We start from the raw sequence: 19,482 nt of genomic DNA, 5'->3' as shown, positions 1-19,482 counted from the left end.
TTGTTTGATTGGGTGCGGGCAGAGGCATTTTGACGCTATATTTTTTGGTGGATTGGCGACGTGGTTCGTCATGCGTACAGATCTTGGTGGTTGGTTCTAGGCGGATAGCGCGGGGTGCTCTTCGGGCAGCTTCAGTCACTGGTGGCGAAGCGTGGGGTATCCGTGTTCGGAGAAAGAGGGTTTCACACATCCTAAGCTCTGGCGAGCACCGTGCTTTTGGGGCACCCATGAAATGGAACTGCACGCTGTGGACACTTAGGGTAGAGCGGTGAAAGCGTTTTCTTTGCTTCGTTTCTTTGTCGCTTTGGACAAAGAAATGACGCGCCGCCACGCGCAGTGGCTAATAGTGATAAAGAAAACAGCTAACGTAAAACCCGCGAAGACCTTAAAAAGCAGCAACCCGGCATAGACCCAGAACGCTAACGCAAGAACCTCGCGACTCAGACTAAGCACCAACCCAAAACCCAAACCCAAAACCCGAGTGCGAACGGAACCCTATGGCTAATTCATTTCCCGACAAGTTACTCCCGGGCGCGGCATATCCGCTCGGAGCGAACTGGGACGGTTTAGGCGTCAACTTTGCAGTTTTCTCAGCGAACGCACACAAGATCGAAGTCTGCCTCTTCGATACCACCGGCCGCAAAGAGCTAGCCCGCTTCGAGCTACCCGAATGCACCGATGAAATCTGGCACGGCTACCTCCCCGGCGCACACCCCGGCACGGTCTACGGCTTCCGCGCGCACGGCCCGTACCAGCCGCAACACGGTCATCGATTCAACCCGCACAAACTGCTCCTCGACCCCTACGCGAAAAAACTCGTCGGCCAATGGCGCTGGTCCGACGCCCTGTTCGGATACCGCGTACATTCAAACCGCCTCGACCTCTCAATGGACCGGCGCGATTCAGCCCCCGCCACCCCAAAGTGCGTCGTGACCGACGATGCCTTCGACTGGTCCCGCGACGCACGCCCGAACGTGCCCTGGGGCGAAACCGTCATCTACGAAACACACGTGCGCGGCACATCCATGCTCCGCAACGACATCCGCCAGCACGAACGCGGATCGTTCGCAGCGCTGTCATCGCCGTGGTTCATCGAACACTTGCAAAAGCTCGGCATCACCGCCGTCGAATTCCTGCCCGTCCACGCATTCCTCAACGACCGCTTCCTCGTCGAACGCGGTCTCAAGAATTACTGGGGCTATAACACCGCCGCGTTCTTCGCACCCGAACCAACGTACCTCTCGACCAACCGCCTGAACGAAATGCGCATCGCCGTACGCCGGCTCCACGCAGCAGGTATCGAAGTGATTCTCGACGTGGTCTACAACCACACCTGTGAAGGCAACGAGCTCGGCCCAACCGTCTCATGGCGCGGCCTCGACAACGCCAGCTACTACCGCCTGATCCCCGGCGATGAACGCCGTTATATCAACGAAACAGGCTGCGGCAATACGGTGAACCTGTCGCACCCGCGCGTCCTGCAAATGGTCATGGACTCGCTGCGCTACTGGGCCACGGCGTTCAACATCGATGGCTTCCGCTTCGATCTCGGCGTGACGCTAGGCCGCGAAGGCCACGGCTTCGATCCCGGCTCCGGTTTCTTCGACGCCATCCGCCAAGACCCGATCCTCAACACGCGCAAGATGATTTCCGAGCCCTGGGATATCGGCCCCGACGGTTATCAGGTCGGCAACCATCCACCAGGATTCGCCGAATGGAACGATAAATTCCGCGACGGCATCCGCCGTTTCTGGCGCGGCGACGCGGGCGTGAGACCGGATCTCGCCGCGCGCCTCACCGGCTCCGCCGAGTTGTTTAACCGGCGCATGCGCAAGCCCTGGGCATCGGTGAATTTTGTCTCTTCGCACGACGGCTTCACGATCCGCGACGTGACCTCCTACGAGCAGAAACACAACGAAGCCAACAAGGAAGGCAACAACGACGGCCACAACGAAAACTGCAGTTCCAACTGGGGCGTGGAAGGCCCGACCGATGACCCCGAGATCCTCGAAACCCGAGGCCGCGTGGCACGTGCGCTGATCGCAACGAACCTGCTCTCGCTCGGCACGCCCATGCTGCTCGGCGGCGACGAATTCGGCCGCACGCAACACGGCAACAACAACGCGTATTGCCAGGACAATGAGATTTCATGGATCGACTGGGCACAAGCAGAATCGCCCGACGGACGCACGATGACGGACTTCGTCGCCCGCGTGATCGCGCTGCGCAAAAACTACCCGCTGCTGCGGGAAATGCGCTTTCTCCAAGGCGATCGCGAGGTGCTGCCGGGTCTATACGACGTCGGCTGGTTTGACGAAAGCGGCACAGCGCTGAGTATCGACGCGTGGCAGGATCCTGAAGGCCGTGCGCTGACGCTGCGTCGCGCGGGGCCCGGTCTGAACGGGGAAATCGATGTGATCCTGATCATGATGAACGGATCGTCGCAAACGCTGAACTTCGCCGCGCCCGCACCGCACTTGGAATGGAACGTGCTCATGGATAGCGCTGCGCCCGATGCACTGCAATATCCGCTGATCGGCGGCGATCTGGAGGTGCAGGCGCACAGCGTGGCCGTACTGCTCGCGCAGCCGACCGGAGACGCCGACTGGCAAGCTGTCTGGATGGCCGGCGCTCACGAAGGGCCACGACTCTTGACAGCGTTGCCGCCGGACCCGGGCACAATCGGACCGCGACGGACGGCGGACCCCTGGAAGGCGCCCGTGCCCGGGCACGCACCGCCCGCAAAGGAGGAAAATTGAACGGCTCCAGACGCCCTGAAGCAGACGCCCTGAAGCGCCACCAAGACGTCAGGCGCGAAACGCCGGGCAGGCATCCAAGCCAAGTAACTGACCAAGCGCACTGAAGGCACTCACATCATGTCCGAAACCCCAATCGATCCGCACAAGCGTCACCATGCCTATTGCCTGCCCTTCGGCGCGCATCTCACCGATGCCGGCCACACGCGGTATCGCTTCTGGGCGCCGTCGCTGAAAGCTGTGCAACTGGAGCTCTACCCCAACGGCGACGATGCGGCTGCCACGCTCACCGACATGACCGCCACCGGCAACGGCTGGTTCGAAGCGCTCGCTGAAGGCGGCGCGGGCACGCGGTATCGGTATCGGATCAATGCGGATCTGGCGGTACCCGATCCGGTCTCGCGCTTCCAGCCGGACGACGTCCATGGTCCGAGCGAAGTGATCGACCCGCGTGCGTATCGATGGGAAAACACGAACTGGCATGGCCGGCCGTGGGAAGAAACCGTGCTCTACGAAGTGCACGTGGGCGCCATGGGCGGTTATACCGGCGTGACGCGCCGCCTGAAGGAATTCGCGCACCTCGGCGTAACGGCCATCGAACTGATGCCGCTGAACGACTTCAGCGGCAGCCGCAACTGGGGCTACGACGGCGTGCTGCCCTACGCGCCCGATTCGGCCTACGGCACGACTGACGAACTGAAGACACTCATCGACACCGCGCATGGTCTCGGCCTGATGGTCTTCCTCGACGTGGTCTACAACCACTTCGGCCCGGACGGCAATTATCTGAGCGCCTACGCCAAATCGTTCTTTCGCGAAGGCGTGAATACGCCGTGGGGTCCGGCGATCGATTTCGAACGTCCGCAAGTGCGCGATTTTTTCTTCGATAACGCGTTGTACTGGCTGAAGGAATATCGCTTCGATGGCCTGCGCCTCGACGCCGTCCACGCCATCAACGACGACGAGTGGTTGCGCGAATTGTCGGACCGCGTGCGCTCGTCGGTGGAATCCCAGCGGCATGTGCATCTGGTGCTGGAGAACGAGCACAACACATCGAACCTGCTCGAATCGCATTTCAACGCGCAATGGAGCGACGACTCGCACAACACGCTGCATGTCCTGCTGACCGGCGAGGACGAGAGCTATTACGGCGCGTACAGCGACGAGCCGATCCAGAAGCTTGCGCGCGTGCTGGGCGAGGGTTTTGTGTATCAGGGCGAGCCCTCGCCGATCCATGACGGCAAGGCGCGCGGCGAACCGAGCGCTCACTTGCCGCCCACGGCTTTCGTGATGTTTCTGCAAAACCACGATCAGGTCGGCAACCGTGCAATGGGCGACCGCTTGCGCTCGTTGTGCAGCGAAGACGCGCTCTACGCGGCCACCGGGCTGATGCTGCTCTCGCCGCAAATCCCGATGCTGTTCATGGAAGAGCAGTACGGTTCAACGCAGCCATTCCTGTTCTTCACGGACTACCACGACGAACTCGCCGATGCCGTGCGCGAAGGACGTCGCCGGGAATTTGCGAAGTTCTCCGCTTTCACCGACGAAAAGCGCCGCGCGCAGATTCCGGATCCGAACGCTGTCGAGACGTTCACGATGTCCTCGCCCGATGAAAGCAAGCAGCCCGCCGATCGCAACGACTGGCTGCATTTCTATCGCTCGGCGCTGGCCGTGCGCACGAAGCTGCTGATGCCGCACCTGAAGAATGCGAAGGCGCTGGGCGCCAAGGTGATCGGAGAGAAAGCGGTGCTCGCGAACTGGCGGCTCGGCGATGGCAGCACCTATTCCATCGCGCTGAACCTGGGCAAGGAAGCTGTTTCACTCACCGGCCATCCGCCGGGCAAAGTCGTCTTCGAAACACCGGCTCGGGCGCGCGACGCGGCAGATCGCGGCGAACTGGGTGCAGAGACATTTATCGCGTGGCTGACGGGCGATTTCGCCGATGCCGCGTTTAATCACGACGCACGTCGCGTCAAAGCTTCGGGGAAAACCTCGTGAGCACGACCATCAACACCCCGGCTACGCCGGATAAAACGCCGAGCGCTATCGAGGCGCTCGCCACCAAGGCCGGTTTCGAGGTCGAGTGGCAGGACGCGCACAAGCAGATCCAGCGCGTGCCGGAAGAAACACTGAAAGTGCTGCTTGAACGCCTCGGCTTGCCTTGCGGCAACGCCACGCAACTCAAGCAAAGCACCGCGACGCTCGATGCGGAATTGTCCGGCCGCAAGTTGCCGCCGTTGATGACCGCGGAGGTTGATCGCGGTATCTCGCTGCCAACGGCGGCCGTTAAATCCGGCGCGCGGTATCGGATCGAACTGGAAAGCGGCGCGGTTATAGATGGGCGATTTACATCGCCGAAAGGCGCCACCGCGTTGCTCTCGCCGATCTCCGAGCCGGGCTACCACACGCTCGTGATCAACGAGCAGCGTACGACGCTCGCGGTGGCGCCGGCGCGCTGCTACACCGTCAACGACGCGTGGCACACGCTCCAACCCGCTTCACAGGCCACCCCGCAATCCACGCCGCCGATGTGGGGCGTCGCCGCGCAGGTGTACGGTTTGCGGCGCGCAGGCGACGGTGGTGTCGGCGACTACTCCGCGCTCGCGACGCTTGCGTCGGAGAGCGCGCAGCGCGGCAGCCACGCTATTGCTATCAGCCCGATGCACGCCATGTTCAGCGCAGAGCCGAACAAATTCAGCCCGTACTCGCCTTCATCGCGACTGTTCCTGAACATCGCGCACATCGACCCGGCAGCGGTGCTCGGCGCGGAAGCAGCGCAAGCGGCGATAAAAACAGCCGGTGTCGCCGATGAATTCGCCGAACTCGAAGCACTGCAGCTAATCGACTGGCCGCGCGTGGTCACGGCGAAACTGGCCGTGCTTCGCGCGTTGTTCGCGCAGTTCAACGCGCAACCCAACGACACGCTGCACAAGGAATTCGCCCGCTTCGTGACACGCGGCGGACGCGCGCTGGAAGATCACGCGCGCTTCGAAGCGCTCCAGGCCGCGCAATTGAAAGAGGCCAACGAAGGCCACTGGCGCAACTGGGCCGGTGAACTGCGCGATCCGCGCAGCGACGCCGTCGCGGAATTCGCCGCCGCGAACAAAGACGAAGTCGATTTTTTCCTCTTCGCACAATGGCTCGCGGCCAAGGGCCTGTCGCATGCGCAGCACGTCGCGCGCGACTCGGGCATGGCGATCGGCCTGATCGCAGATCTGGCCGTGGGCTGCGACAGCGCGGGCAGCCACGCGTGGTCGTATCGCGACGAAATGCTGCAAGGCGTGTCCGTCGGCGCGCCGCCCGATCTCTTCAACCAGGCGGGACAATCGTGGGGCCTCACCACGTTCTCTCCGCGTGCCATGCGTACACAAGGTTTCTCCGCGTTTATCGATATGCTGCGTGCCGCGTTCACGCTCGCGGGCGGTATTCGTATCGATCACATTCTCGGCTTGCGGCGCCTTTGGCTCGTGCCCGACGGCGAAAGCGCAAAGAACGGCGCGTACCTGCGGTATCCGCTCGATGACCTGTTGCGCCTGACCGCGCTCGAATCGTGGCGGCATAAAGCCATCGTGATCGGCGAGGATCTCGGCACGGTTCCGCCCGGTTTCCGCGAACGCCTGCATGAACACGGCCTGCTCGGCATCCGCGTGCTCTGGTTTGAACGCGCTGAAAAGGGCCCGGGTTTCAAGGCGCCGGCCGACTGGGACCACGACGTGGCCGCGACCACCACCACGCATGACCTGCCGACGGTGACCGGCTGGTGGATCGGCGAGGACATTGTGTGGCGCTCGAAGATTGGCCAGACCGCGGCGCGTGCCGACGGACAGGATCCGGTCGAAATGGCTCAGGCGGAACGTGGCGAGGATCGTAAATTGCTGTGGTCTGCCTTTCAGGAAGCCGGTGTCGCCGCGCCCGATATCCCTGTATCCGCCGATATCTCCCCGCAAACGGCACCCGTAGACGAAGCGCTCGCGTTCGTGGCGTCCACGCCCGCGCCGCTCGCGATCTACCCGCTGGAAGACTTGCTCGCGCTCGCCGAGATGCCGAACCTGCCGGGTTCCATCGACGAGCATCCGAACTGGCGCCGGCGGATGGCTGTACCCGTATCCGAACTCTTTGACGACGATTCCTTCGTCGACCGCCTGCTCGCTGTCGATCAGGCCCGAAAAAAATCCGCCCAGACGAAGGCGGCCACGCATAACGCTTCACCCACCGACTGACACCATGACCGTTCCACGCTCTACGCTCCGGCTCCAGCTGCACAAGGATTTCACCTTCGACGACGCCGCGCGCCAAGTCGATTACATGGCCGCGCTCGGGATCAGTCACGCGTATTTATCGCCGATCACCACCGCGACCAGCGGCTCGACGCACGGCTACGACACGGTCGACTACACCCGCGTCAATCCGGAACTCGGTGGTGAAGAGGCCTTGAGGCGCTTCGTCGAAAAGCTGCGCGCGCACGAGATGGGCGTGATCGTGGACGTGGTGCCGAATCACATGGGCGTGGGCGGATCGGAAAACCTCTGGTGGATGGATATCCTCGAATGGGGACGGCACGCGGCGCATGCGCGCTATTTCGATATCGACTGGCATTCGCCCGATCCCGCGCTGCGCGGCAAAGTGCTCGCGCCGTTCCTGGGCGCGGCCTATGGCGAGGAATTGCAGGGCGGCAAGATCAAGCTGGTGTACGACGCCGATTGGGGCCGTTTCAAGATCGAGTATTACGCGCACACGTTTCCGGTGAGTCCGCTCGACTACACGTCGGTGTTGCAGGACCACGCGCCCGAGATGGCGCAGCGCTTCACGGGGCTGTCCACGCAACCGGGCGACCAGCCGCGTGCCGACGAAGCGCGGGCGGCGTTGAAAGAGTACGCGGCAACGGACGACGGCAAGCGGGTTATCGGCTCCGCCGTGCAAGCGCATTCCGGCGATAACCCCATCGGCCGCGACCGTTTGCATCGGCTGCTGGAGCGGCAACATTACCGGCTCGCCTGGTGGCGCACTGCTGCCGACGAAGTGAACTGGCGGCGTTTCTTCGACGTCAGCACGCTCGGCGGCATGCGCGTCGAACGTCCTGAAGTCTTCGAGGCATCGCACGCGTTGATTTTCAAGCTGTTTGCCGATGGGGTGATCGACGGCGTGCGTATCGATCACGTCGACGGCCTCGCCGAACCGCGTGAATATTGCCAGCGCTTGCGTGGCCGGCTGGAAGAGCTGGCTGAACATCGGCCGGAAAATTTGAAACAGGACCGCACGTATTTCGTCGTCGAAAAAATCCTCGCGCGCGGCGAACCCGTGCGTGACGACTGGCGTATCGACGGCACCACCGGCTACGACTTCATGAACGACGTCGGTGCATTGCTGCACGATCCGCGCGGTGCCGAGCCACTGGCACAAAGCTGGGCCGAATTGTCCGGACGTCCGGCGGATTTTGCCGTCGAAGCGGAAGCGGCGCGGCGCAAGATCCTGGCCGAGAACTTGTCCGCTGAATTGGATCGCGTTGCGCGCGCGTTGCATCGGATCGCACGCGATACGCCGGTCACTCGCGACTTCACGTATTCCTCGTTGCGGCGGGTGGTGAGCGAGCTCGTCGTGCACTTTCCCGTGTACCGGATCTATCCCGTCGGTGGTCTGCGCAGCGAAGAAGACGAGCGCTTTTTCTCGCAAGCGTACGAAGGCGCCAAGGCCGCGCTGTCGCCCGCTGATCTTGTCATCCTCGATCAAATCGCGCAGTGGCTCGGCGGTCCGGGCGGCGACGATGCCGTCGAAGAGAAACCACGTGAACGCGAGCGCTTGCTTGATCGCGGCCGGGATCGCGACCGCGATAGGGACCGAGATCGTCAAGCCGTTAGCTTGCCTAATCAAAATCTGCAAGCAAACAGCGCGGGCTCGAACTCCAGCGGTTCACATCGACGCAACGCGCAGACTCTGTTCTCTCAACTCACGTCGCCGGTGGCGGCCAAGGCGATTGAAGACACCGCGTGTTATCGATACGGCCGCCTGATTTCGCGCAACGAAGTAGGCGCCGATCCGGGCGAGTTCTCCTTGTCGGTCGACGCGTTCCACGCGGGCAATCTCGAACGCGCCAAACGCTTCCCGAACGCGATGCTCAACACCGCGACGCACGATCACAAACGCGGCGAAGACGTCCGCGCGCGGATCGCGGGTTTGAGCGAGATTCCCGATGAATGGGCCGCGACGTTGCGAAGCTGGTCGACGTTGAACACGCCGCATCGGCGCGTGCTGAACGGCAATGAACACGACTGGGCGCCGGGCGCTGCTGCCGAAGCCATGCTGTATCAAACGCTGGTTGGCTGCTGGCCGCCGACGCTCTCCCCTGACGATCAGGATGGCGTGAAAGAGCTCGCCGAACGCGTGAGCGCTTGGCAGTTGAAGGCGTTGCGCGAAGCCAAGTTGCGCACAAGCTGGTTCGCGCCCGATGAAGCGTACGAGAACGCATGCCGCGATTTTCTCTTCGATATCCTCGCTCCTCAACGTCGAGATGGTTTCCTCGGCGAGTTGCCGGCGTTCGTGGACCGCGTCGCGCGGACTGGCGCGATCAATAGTTTCCAGCAGACGTTGTTGCGGTTGACATCGCCGGGGGTACCGGATCTTTATCAGGGCACCGAACTATGGGATTTCAGTCTCGTCGATCCTGATAACCGTCGGCCCGTCGACTTCGAGCAACGCCGCGCGTGGCTGAGTGAAGGCGAGGCGCAAGGGGCACCATCGGAGCAATTGAAGAACTGGCGCGATGGCCGGGTAAAACTGGGGATCATTCGGCGCGCGCTGGCGTTGCGCGCGCACGCGCATTCGCTATTCGAGAAGGGCGCGTATGTTCCGCTGAAGGTGGAAGGTGCCCATGCGGACAGCGTGATTGCGTTTGCACGGCATGCGGGCAGCGCGTACGCGGTGGTCATCGCCACGCGGCTGGCCGACTCGCTGCTGAGTGAAAGCAATGACGGCCTGCCGCTGGTAGACGCCGCTCATTGGGGCGATACGGCAGTCGTTTTGCCGGAAGCGCTGGCATCGCGTGCGTTGTTCGACTGGCTGAGCCCGAACGCGCCGAAGTCGGATGGGCAGCGCTTGTTCATGCGCGATGCGCTGGCTTCGATGCCGGTCGCGTTACTAATGGAAGAAGGCGTGCCACGGGCTTGACGTGGCTGAGGGCGTGGCAAACGGAGTCCTAAATCACTCCGCTTCCTGCGCCACCTCTTCATGCGGATACACGCGCACGAGCACGATGCGCGGCCCGTTCATCTTCTTCACCACAATATCGAAACGATCGAAGCCGATCCGCTGTCCTTCGCTCGGCAAATCGCCTAGCGCATTGATCACGAGTCCGCCGACCGATTCCGCCTGCCCTTCGTCGATATCAATCCCCAACGCCCGTTCAAGCGATACCACCGGCAAGCTGCCCTTGCCCATTAGCGTGCCGTCGTCCATGCGCGACCAGTCCGCGTCGCCTTGACGGAACTCATCGTGAATCTGGCCAACCAGCGCGCCCAGCAGGTTGTCGAGCGTCAGGAAGCCGATCGGCTTTTGCCCCTTGCGTCCGACCAGCGCAAAGTGCGGCGCGCCTTTGCGAAAGCGCCGGAACAATTCCAGCGCCGATAGATTCCCCGCCACGTACTGCACCGGCCGCACATGCTTGGCCAGTTCATCCTGCTTCGCGTCCTGCCGCGTCAAGCCTTGCAGCAAGCCGCGCCCGGCGCCATCGCGTGCAAGCAGCAAATCCTTCAGGTGGATCATGCCGAGGACGTGTTCGCCGGAGGCATCGGCGAAAAGGGGATAGCGGCTGAAACGATGGCGCGCGATCACTTGCATGTTGTCGCGCATGGGCACGTCGTTGCGCAGGCCGACCATCTCGTGGTTCGGGCGCATCAGGTCTGAAACCGTCATGCGGCTGAAATCGAGCGAATGGGCAATGGTGTTCCATTCATCGGCGTTATAGGCAGATCCGGCAGATCCGGCAGACCCTGCCCCGATTGCATCCGGCAAGGCGGCCGTCGATGCCCCGCTCAAGCGGCGGCCGCGCAGGATCAACTTGAGTTCATCGGTGGAATAGTGGGCGTCGCCGCCATGCTCCGCGCCGAGGCCGAACAATCGCAGCACGAAATTCGCGCTCGAATTCAGCACCCAGATGAACGGATACATGGCCCAGTAGAAACCGTAGAGCGGCATGGCGACCCACAGGCCGACCTGTTCCGCGCGCCGGATCGCCCACGATTTCGGCGCGAGCTCGCCGACCACAATGTGCAGGAAGGAAATGCAGGAGAACGCGAAGAACAGCGAGACGGCATCGATCAGCTTCACCGATTCGATGCCCGCGAGCGCGAACAATGGATGCAGCAATTCGGCAAACGCCGGTTCGCCCAGCCAGCCAAGTCCGAGCGACGCCAGCGTGATGCCGAGCTGACACGCCGACAAATACGCGTCGAGCTTGCCGTGGACCTTAGCCAGCAAACGGCCCGGCAAACCGTTCGACCGTGCGATTGCCTGGACGCGCGTGGCACGCAGTTTGACGAGCCCGAACTCGGCCGCGACGAAAAACCCGTTCAACGCGACGAGCAACAAGGCACCAATTAGCGCGACAACCTGATTCAAAGCAACCTGCTCCGCAAAATGAAAACGCCAGTATAGAGGTGCAAGCTGACCGAAAGTTAAATCAGGTGCCGCTCAACGGCACGCGCAACCTGAGCGCTACGGAGGCGCCATCGGCGAGATCGTCGTGTTCGAAGGTCCCGCCGTGCGCTTCAGCCACACGTTTGCACAGTGCGAGCACCCACGCGATGCGCGCAGCTTCGCGCGGCAACGTCGCCTGACTTCGGGCGAACGCCTCGAGCACATGGGGAAGCTCAGGATCGAGGAGCGCTTTCTGCGATTCCGTGAATGTGACGATCGCGCTGAAAACACCGCCATCAACCGAGCCGTCCAGCACGACCTTCGATTCCGCGGCGCTCGCCTCGGTGGCGAACGCGAGCATCAGCCAGAGCGCCTGGGTGAGACGTTCGGTATCGGCGCTAATTTGCCCTTCCACCAGCTCGGATACAACGTGCAGCGTGACATGCCGCGTGTCCGCCAGACTCGCGCGGGCTTGCTGAACGCTTGTGTCCATCAGGTGCCGCAGCGCAAGCGGCGAACGATCAAGCGCCAGCGTTTTGGTCTCGGCCCGGGTGGTATCGATAAATTGCTCGATCAGCTTCACCTGCTGTTCCACGCCGGAACGAATCCCGCCTAGCGCGCGTTGGGCGGCGGCATCGGTGGTATCGACTTTGCGCTCGAGCACGTAACCCCAGCTATGGATCGCGTTCAGCGGACCGCGCAAATCGTGCGACACGACGCCGAGCACGTGATCGCGCATGAAAAGCGCCGCTTCGGCACGTAAATGCGCGGTGTGCTCATCGGCATCGGCTTGTGGTGACTTGGTTTCTAATGACGCCCCGGCGCCGCTCGGCGAAACAATCAGCGTCACGGTATCCGCCTGGCCGATACTGCCCGGCAGCGCGAGGATGGCGAACGAACGCGATCTCGACCGCCCGCCCTCGCCCTCGTCAATCGATACCCTCGCGCGACGCACGCTGCCGGCGGCGAACGCGGCATCGGCTGCTTCAGCAAGCACGGCGATCAGGGGTTTGGGCAAGGCGGTATCGGCGAGTGCACGGCCTTCGAATGCGTGAGGGTCGAGATCGAATAGATGGGCGAAAACGGTATCGGCGGACAGGCAGCGTTGTGCGGTATCCAGCACGAGCACGCCGTCCGTGCCCGCGACCGGCGCTTCAGGACGGGGAGCGTGCCCCGTGTCGACCGTGCCGGAGAAAGACGTTGTCACGATAGGAAATCCTTGAGCGTTGATGAATGCGAGTATCTTGCCCGGTGTTATCGAGATGACTGGCCATTATAGGGGAGTGCTTCCGGGCTTTCCCCGTGGGGCTTGACCGGCTTCTCCTCCCCATTAACGAGATACTGTCAAAGGGTGCAGCAAACTCGCAGCAAACCTCGTGCACGCGTCGCCGGGTGTAACAATGCCGCCTGAAAGCCCTACAATACCGGCTTTAGAACCAGCCGGCGGTGTCGGCTTTTACAAGGAGTGTTACATGGCGATCGTGACGACCGACTCAGGGCTCAAGTATGAAGATTTGACTGTGGGCGAAGGCGCTGAAGCCGTTGCCGGCAAGTCGGTGAGCGTGCATTACACGGGCTGGCTCACGGACGGCCAGAAGTTCGACTCCAGCCACGACCGTAATGACCCGTTCGCGTTTGTGCTCGGCGGCGGCATGGTCATCAAGGGCTGGGACGAAGGCGTGCAGGGGATGAAAATCGGCGGCAAACGCAAGCTGACCATTCCGCCGCAATTGGGGTATGGCGTGCGCGGCGCCGGCGGCGTGATCCCGCCGAACGCGACGCTGGTATTCGAAGTGGAATTGCTGGACGTTTAAGGCTCGTTCGATCGCGCCGGCGGTGTTTGGACGAACCGTCGGCGCGATTGGAATTACCCGTTCAATCCCCGCTCCAAGTCCCCGCGAATATCCCCGGCATTTTCCAGCCCCACCGCTAGCCGGATCAGCCCTTCCCGAATTCCCGCCGCTTCACGCACTTCAGGCGTCAACCGCCCGTGGGTTGTAGTCGACGGATGCGTAATCGTCGTGCGCGTATCGCCGAGATTGCCGGTGATCGAACAGATTTTCGTTGCATCGATCACACGCCACGCGTTCGCTCGCTGCTCTTCGCGCGTCTCGCCCTTCAATTCGAACGACACGATCGCGCCGCCTGCCTTCTGCTGCTTCCTGGCAATCGCGTATTGCGGGTGCGACTCGAGCCCCGGATAAAACACGCGCTCGATTGCCGGATGCGTCTCGAGCCAGCGTGCGATTTCCAGCGCATTCGCCGATTGCTTCTCCACCCGCAGCGACAGCGTTTCCATGCCTTTCAGCAAGACCCACGCGTTAAACGCGGACAACGTCGGCCCTGCACTGCGCACGAACGGAAACACCTTTTCCATGATGAACTGCTTCGACCCGACCAGCGCGCCGCCCAACACGCGTCCCTGACCATCGAGGAATTTGGTCGCCGAATGCATCACGACATCCGCGCCGAGCTTCAACGGCTGCTGCAGTGCCGGACTACAGAAACAGTTATCGACGACAAACAACGCGCCCACTTCCTTCGAAATCTTCCCGATCGCTTCAATATCCGCAATCTCCGTCAGCGGATTCGACGGCGTTTCGAGGAAAAACATCTTCGTCTCGGGACGCACGGCGGCTCGCCATTCGTCCAGATTGGTGGCATCGACGAACGTGGTCGTGATCCCGAACTTCGTGAAGATCTGCGAGAACATCCCGATCGTCGATCCGAACAAACTCTTCGAACTGACCAGATGGTCGCCTTGCTGCATCGAACACATCACCACCGACATGATCGCGGCCATGCCTGAAGCCGTCGCCATGCACGCCTCGCCGCCTTCCAGCGCCGCCAGGCGGTTCTGGAACATCGCAACCGTCGGGTTCGTGAAGCGCGAGTACGTGTAAGCCTCTTCGGAATTCTTGAAGCTTTCCGCGGCGTGCGCGGCGCTCTCGAACACAAAGCTCGATGTCAGGAAAATCGCTTCCGAGTGCTCGTTGAACTCACTGCGCAGCGTTCCGGCGCGCACGGCGAGCGTATCGAAGTTGAGGTTGTCGTCCATGTTCGTGTTTTCCATTCCCATCTAGTCCAACTATTCGTTAGCCCGGCCAAAAAACCGGGACGCAAAAAAGCCCGCTTCTGCGTCAGCATGAGCGGGCTCGGTGCGGAAAAGCCTGTAGCGTCGCCGGCGCGTGGTCCAGATTCGCCACCGGTTCGCTTTAGCTGTTTCGGGTTCCGAGTGAAGCTAAACCTCTAGCTTTTAATCAAAACCCGCGTCCGCAAGCTGATCTCAAATCGACGCAAACCCAATCCTATCACGCGTTTCCTTGCCCCGTTCACTCCACCGACAACTGCAAGTGCAACTGCGAACGCGATACATCGCCGCCTTCCATGGCTTCACTCGCGGCGTCGCGATCCGACTGGGCTTGCGGCGCCAAGCGCGACGTTTCCAGGCGATCCAGATAAGCCGAGTCAATGTCGCCGGTGATGTAGTTGCCATCGAAGCACGATGCATCGAATTCACGCAGCGCCGGGTTGATGTCGCGAATGGCTTGCTTCAGGTCGGCCACGTCCTGATAGACCAGATGATCTGCGCCAATCATGCGCGCGACTTCCTCGTCCGAACGTCCATGGGCGACCAGTTCGCCGCGTGTGGGCATGTCGATGCCATACACGTTCGGGAACTTCACCGGTGGTGCAGCGGACGCGAAGATCACCTTGGCGGCGCCTGCATCGCGCGCCATCTGCACGATTTCATGCGATGTCGTGCCGCGCACGATGGAGTCATCGACGATCAACACATTCTTGCCCTTGAACTCGATCGCCATCGCGTTCAGCTTCTGGCGCACCGACTTCTTGCGCACCGCCTGGCCGGGCATGATAAACGTGCGGCCAACATAGCGATTCTTGAAGAATCCTTCGCGATACTCCACGCCCAGTTTCGCGGCCACTTGCATGGCGGCGGGACGCGATGAATCGGGGATCGGCATGACCACGTCAATAGCGACACCCGGCAGCACGCGCTTGATCTTCTCGGCGAGGTAATCGCCCATGCGCAGGCGCGCGTTGTAGACCGGCACGCCGTCGAGGCACGAATCGGGACGCGCGAGATAGACGAGTTCGAAGATGCAGGGGTTCAGGCTCGGGTTCTCGGCACATTGCTGGTTGTGCAGGTTGCCGTCGTTATCGATGAAAATCGCTTCGCCCGGCTCCACGTCACGCACGAATTCGAAGCCGATACCTTCAACCGCCACCGATTCCGACGCCACCATCCATTCCACGCCCGTCGCGGTTTCCATCTTGCCGAGCACGAGCGGACGGATGCCGAACGGGTCGCGGAAAGCGACAAGGCCATAACCCGCGATCAGCGAGACGATGGCATAAGAACCCTTCACTCGCCGATGCACACCGCTCACCGCCTTGAACAGCGCGGCCGGATCGAGTTCCAGGCCGGAGCTGGACAACTGCAGTTCGTGCGCGAAGACGTTGAGCAGGACTTCCGTGTCCGACGCGGTGTTGATGTGCCGGCGATCGATCCGGAACATCTCTTCCTTCAACTGCGGCCAGTTCGTCAGGTTGCCGTTGTGGGCGAGGATGATGCCGAACGGCGCGTTCACGTAGAACGGCTGGGCTTCTTCCTCGCTCGATGCTGATCCGGCCGTCGGATACCGCACTTGGCCAATGCCGACATTACCCGGCAGGCTGCGCATGTTGCGCGTGCGGAACACGTCGCGGACCATGCCGTTGGCTTTATGCATGTGGAAGTTATTGCCATTGGCCGTTGCAATGCCAGCCGCGTCCTGCCCGCGATGCTGCAAGAGCAGCAAGCTGTCATAAATCAACTGGTTCACGGGGGTCTGGGAAACTACGCCTACGATGCCGCACATGGCATGGTCCTTCAAAGAGTCGAAACGGGTCCAAAAGGCGTATCGGTGCAACGAATGCAGACGGCCCCGGTTGGGGTGATCAGACTGCAGGGTGTTGCGCCGAGCCGTAGCAAAGTTCTCGGGTAGCGCGCCAGGACGTCATTGCGCAGGCGTGGTGGACGGATCTTGCGGGCCGTCCGGCGTGGTGCGCACGTACGCGGCGAGCGTATCGGGAAGCAGCGGTTTCAGTTCTCGCACGCCTTGCTCGGCCGCGGGCCGGAACAACGCGTTACGCCAGAAATCGTGTTGCGGCAGTTCGGTCAAGCCCGCGAGGGCGACCAGGATCACTACCAGAATGGCCCCTCTCACGAGGCCGAACAACAGTCCAAGCGACCGGTCGATACCGCGCAGCCCGATCACTTCGGTCACGCGTGTCAACAACGCGCCAGCCACACTCGATACCACCAGCACGCCCGCGACAATCAGCAGAAATGCAATCAGCCACTGCGTCAGCACCCCGCCCGGCCAATGCGCCGGAATGTACGGCACGACCAGCCCGACGAACCGCCCCGCGATCAACAGTGCCGCAATCCAGCCAATCAGGCCGAACACTTCGGCCAGCAGGCCGCGCCACATGCCGCGCAGCGCGGACAGGCCGATCACGGCCATCACCGCGTAGTCGAAACTCGTAAACATCTACAGCTAGTTCGCCGATGCGTTATTGCTGCCGCTGCTGCTACCGCCACCCAGCCCTGCTTGCCGCACCTTGACCAGCGCCGCCGATGCAGCCGTCCGGTCAGCGAACGGTCCGGCACGCAACAGCGTGCGGCTACTGCCGTCAGCCTGTTTCCGATGTTCGATATATGCGGGCACTCCCGCCGCCTTCAACTTGGTCACCCAGTTTTGAGCTGCGGTGTCGTCATCGAAGGTACCGATCTGGACCACGAAACGGCTGCCCGCCGGCGAGGCCGGTGTGTTCGGTTTCGGGATAGCTGCGGTGGCCGCAGGCGCTTCCGCTGGCGGTTTCGCGGCCGCTGTAGCGACGGGCGGCGGTGTTACCGGCTTGGCTTCGGGCGCAGCCGCCGCGGCCTTGGCCTGAGCTTGCGGCTGTACTGGTGTAGAGCCTCGATTCGAATTGACCGCAGAGGCGGGCTTGGACGCCACTGCCGCCGCATTGTCCGGCGCTGCGGCGGGGCCATCCGGTGCTACGCCTGCTTGCGTATCCGCTGACGAATCGACTGCGCCGCCATCCGACGCGTCGTTGTGACTCGTCTTGGGCAGAGGCGCGGCCGGGCGTGCGGGGATATCGATGGAGATGTCGTCGGTGACGGGTTTCGGATGCGAATCCAGCACCATGGGCAGGATGATCACTGCTGCTGCGACCAGCGCGAGCGCGCCGACCAGACGCCGCCGCGCGCGCTGCTTTTCGGGCAGGGTGGGATCGAGCATCATTGCGTCGGCTTCAGGACGGTCGCTGCGGCGCGTCCGGCGTTCGGTACGCACGGTCTGACGCGAGCCGCGCGGGGAGTCGGAGTATGCGTCGCGACCTGAGGGCGCGTCGTCTTTCTTGCCGAACGAGAAAAAGGACATGGTTGGCTTTTGCGAGAGGCTGGCCGGCCGTCCGTTCAATGACGCTGCGATTTACGGTAAGCCATGACGCCGGCCACCGTATGGAAACTGCCGAAAACCAAAATTCTATCATTTTCGGACGCTCGCTTTAACGCATCTTGAAAAGCGTCGGCCGGATTGTTGAATTGTGTAACGCTGCTGTCACTGCTGTCGTTGACGCCGGCATCGCGTAAAACGCTTTCCAGCTTGGCCGGAGGAGCGCCGCGCGGGGTGGGCAGGGCCGTCACGTTCCAGTGATCGATCTCGCCCTTCAAATGCTCGACGACGCCGGCGAGGTCCTTGTCGCCCATCGCACCGAAGATTGCGTACGTGTAGGGGAAAAATCCCATGTTGCCGAGATTCTGAGCCAAAACGGCGGCGGCGTGGGGATTGTGAGCGACGTCGAGGATCACTTGTGGCTTGCCCGGCACAACCTGGAAACGTCCCGGTAACTCAACGTTCGCCAGTCCTAGGCGAATGTCTTGCGCAGATACCGGAATGCGCTCGCGGAGCGCTTCGAGGGCGGCCAGCGCCGCCGATGTGTTGATCAGCTGATTCGCGCCGCGCAACGCCGGGTAGGCGAGCGCCGAGCGCCGTTGCGTCCGGCCGATGTAACTCCATTGCTGGCGCTCGTTACCGCCCTGCGCTTCGTAGCGAAAATCGCGGCCGACGAGCCACAAATCCGCGCCAATTGCCTTCGCGTGGTCGATCAGCGACTGCGGCGGCGAGGGATCGCCACAAATGGCGGGCGTATCCGGGCGGAAAATGCCGGCTTTCTCGAAGCCGATTTTCTCGCGGGTGTCGCCGAGGTATTCCGTATGGTCGATGTCGATGCTGGTGATGATCGCGCAATCGGTATCGATGATATTGACGGCGTCGAGGCGGCCGCCCAGCCCTACTTCGAGGATCACTGCGTCCAGGTTCCGCGATGCGAACAGCCGCATGATCGCCAGCGTGGTGAATTCGAAGTACGTCAGCGAGACTGGTTCTGCCAGGCTCATGCGCGCCTGTTCGACGGCTTCGAAATGTTCGATCAGCTCGTCGTCGGTGGCATCGACGCCATTGATTCGCGCGCGCTCATTGAAGTCGAGCAGATGCGGTGACGTATGACAGCCCACGCGATACCCGGCGCGCACCAAAATGGTTTCGATGATCGCGCAGGTTGAACCCTTGCCGTTCGTTCCGCCGACTGTGATTACCGGGCACGTGAACTTTAGTTGGAGCGCGTCGCGGACTTGGCTGATGCGCGCCAGGCCCATGTCGATGCCGACGGGATGCGCCGATTCCAGGTGTTCTAGCCACGCGTTGAGGGTAGGAAATGTCGCCATGAATGATCGTGCTTGGGGTGGATGCTGGTTGTCAGTTGAGGGGTGTTGGGCGGTGGCGGGGCTCTTGGGTTACGGTCGGGGTCAATGCCGGGGTGCACGGGTTCTGTGGTAGCGATCTGGTTCAATGCCGGGTTGCTGCTTTCCAGGGTCTTCGCGGGTTATATCTTGGCTGATTTCTTTATCACTATTAGCCACTGCGCGTGGCGGCGCGTCATTTCTTTGTCCAAAGCGACAAAGAAACGAAGCAAAGAAAACGCTTTCACCGCTCTACCCTAAGTGTCCACAGCGTGCAGTTCCATT

The 19,482-nt window shown here is 62.0% G+C and carries 11 protein-coding genes and 1 pseudogene; 5 read left to right on the top strand and 7 right to left on the bottom strand.

The window, feature by feature from the left end; translation table 11 throughout:
* The first annotated feature begins 497 nt into the window (after window positions 1-497).
* From glgX to treY, 4 genes are all read left to right on the top strand, one after another.
* A complete protein-coding gene (gene glgX / locus ACMX25_RS36815; RefSeq protein ID WP_414954797.1) occupies window positions 498-2,759 on the top strand; it encodes a glycogen debranching protein GlgX in 2,262 nt (753 codons plus the stop codon).
* 117 nt (window positions 2,760-2,876) lie between these two features.
* Window positions 2,877-4,754, top strand: coding sequence for a malto-oligosyltrehalose trehalohydrolase (gene treZ, locus ACMX25_RS36810; protein WP_414954796.1), 1,878 nt, complete (start codon window positions 2,877-2,879; stop codon window positions 4,752-4,754).
* On the top strand, window positions 4,751-6,976 hold the full coding sequence (gene malQ / locus ACMX25_RS36805; protein WP_414954795.1) for a 4-alpha-glucanotransferase: 2,226 nt from the start codon (window positions 4,751-4,753) through the stop codon (window positions 6,974-6,976). The genes treZ and malQ overlap by 4 nt, the downstream gene beginning before the upstream one ends.
* 4 nt (window positions 6,977-6,980) lie before the next feature.
* A complete protein-coding gene (gene treY, locus ACMX25_RS36800; protein WP_414954794.1) occupies window positions 6,981-9,917 on the top strand; it encodes a malto-oligosyltrehalose synthase in 2,937 nt (978 codons plus the stop codon).
* A gap of 33 nt (window positions 9,918-9,950) precedes the next feature.
* Here treY and ACMX25_RS36795 read toward each other — a convergent pair whose 3' ends face one another.
* A complete protein-coding gene (locus tag ACMX25_RS36795) occupies window positions 9,951-11,366 on the bottom strand; it encodes a hemolysin family protein (protein WP_414954793.1) in 1,416 nt (471 codons plus the stop codon).
* A gap of 61 nt (window positions 11,367-11,427) precedes the next feature.
* Window positions 11,428-12,591, bottom strand: a complete 1,164-nt coding sequence (locus ACMX25_RS36790) for a sensor histidine kinase (RefSeq protein ID WP_414954792.1) — start codon at window positions 12,589-12,591, stop codon at window positions 11,428-11,430.
* A 265-nt stretch (window positions 12,592-12,856) separates the two neighbouring features.
* On the opposite strand from ACMX25_RS36790, the gene ACMX25_RS36785 reads away from it, so the two are divergent.
* Complete coding sequence (locus tag ACMX25_RS36785) at window positions 12,857-13,198, top strand: FKBP-type peptidyl-prolyl cis-trans isomerase (RefSeq protein WP_414954791.1); 342 nt, start codon at window positions 12,857-12,859, stop codon at window positions 13,196-13,198.
* A gap of 53 nt (window positions 13,199-13,251) precedes the next feature.
* Here the strand turns inward: ACMX25_RS36785 and ACMX25_RS36780 are convergent, their stop codons facing one another.
* The 5 genes and pseudogenes from ACMX25_RS36780 to folC form a co-directional block, all read right to left on the bottom strand.
* The gene (locus ACMX25_RS36780) at window positions 13,252-14,442 is read right to left on the bottom strand and encodes an O-succinylhomoserine sulfhydrylase (RefSeq protein ID WP_414954806.1); all 1,191 of its coding nucleotides are present in this window, start codon (window positions 14,440-14,442) and stop codon (window positions 13,252-13,254) included.
* 274 nt (window positions 14,443-14,716) lie between these two features.
* Window positions 14,717-16,267: an amidophosphoribosyltransferase gene (purF, locus tag ACMX25_RS36775; protein WP_414954790.1), complete on the bottom strand. Its 1,551-nt coding sequence runs from the start codon at window positions 16,265-16,267 to the stop codon at window positions 14,717-14,719.
* A 138-nt stretch (window positions 16,268-16,405) separates the two neighbouring features.
* A complete protein-coding gene (locus tag ACMX25_RS36770; RefSeq protein WP_414954789.1) occupies window positions 16,406-16,942 on the bottom strand; it encodes a CvpA family protein in 537 nt (178 codons plus the stop codon).
* A 6-nt stretch (window positions 16,943-16,948) separates the two neighbouring features.
* Window positions 16,949-17,836: an SPOR domain-containing protein gene (locus ACMX25_RS36765; RefSeq protein WP_414954788.1), complete on the bottom strand. Its 888-nt coding sequence runs from the start codon at window positions 17,834-17,836 to the stop codon at window positions 16,949-16,951.
* Window positions 17,837-17,871: 35 nt separating this feature from the next.
* Window positions 17,872-19,191, bottom strand: a pseudogene (gene folC, locus ACMX25_RS36760) (bifunctional tetrahydrofolate synthase/dihydrofolate synthase); the annotation flags it as partial.
* Window positions 19,192-19,482 lie beyond the last annotated feature (291 nt).

Source organism: Caballeronia eucalypticola (assembly GCF_047608185.1).
GTDB lineage: Bacteria > Pseudomonadota > Gammaproteobacteria > Burkholderiales > Burkholderiaceae > Caballeronia.
The sequence above is the reverse complement of the archived record's forward strand: the minus strand, read 5'-3'. Positions and strand labels throughout refer to the sequence as shown.

What these genes read in the sequence shown, in the direction of transcription:
- ACMX25_RS36780 (WP_414954806.1), bottom strand. Translation starts at nt 14,442, where the DNA reads ATGGACGACAACCTCAACTTCGATACGCTCGCCGTGCGCGCCGGAACG.
- glgX (WP_414954797.1), top strand. Translation starts at nt 498, where the DNA reads ATGGCTAATTCATTTCCCGACAAGTTACTCCCGGGCGCGGCATATCCG.
- treY (WP_414954794.1), top strand. Translation starts at nt 6,981, where the DNA reads ATGACCGTTCCACGCTCTACGCTCCGGCTCCAGCTGCACAAGGATTTC.
- ACMX25_RS36785 (WP_414954791.1), top strand. Translation starts at nt 12,857, where the DNA reads ATGGCGATCGTGACGACCGACTCAGGGCTCAAGTATGAAGATTTGACT.
- purF (WP_414954790.1), bottom strand. Translation starts at nt 16,267, where the DNA reads ATGTGCGGCATCGTAGGCGTAGTTTCCCAGACCCCCGTGAACCAGTTG.
- ACMX25_RS36770 (WP_414954789.1), bottom strand. Translation starts at nt 16,942, where the DNA reads ATGTTTACGAGTTTCGACTACGCGGTGATGGCCGTGATCGGCCTGTCC.
- treZ (WP_414954796.1), top strand. Translation starts at nt 2,877, where the DNA reads ATGTCCGAAACCCCAATCGATCCGCACAAGCGTCACCATGCCTATTGC.
- ACMX25_RS36765 (WP_414954788.1), bottom strand. Translation starts at nt 17,836, where the DNA reads ATGTCCTTTTTCTCGTTCGGCAAGAAAGACGACGCGCCCTCAGGTCGC.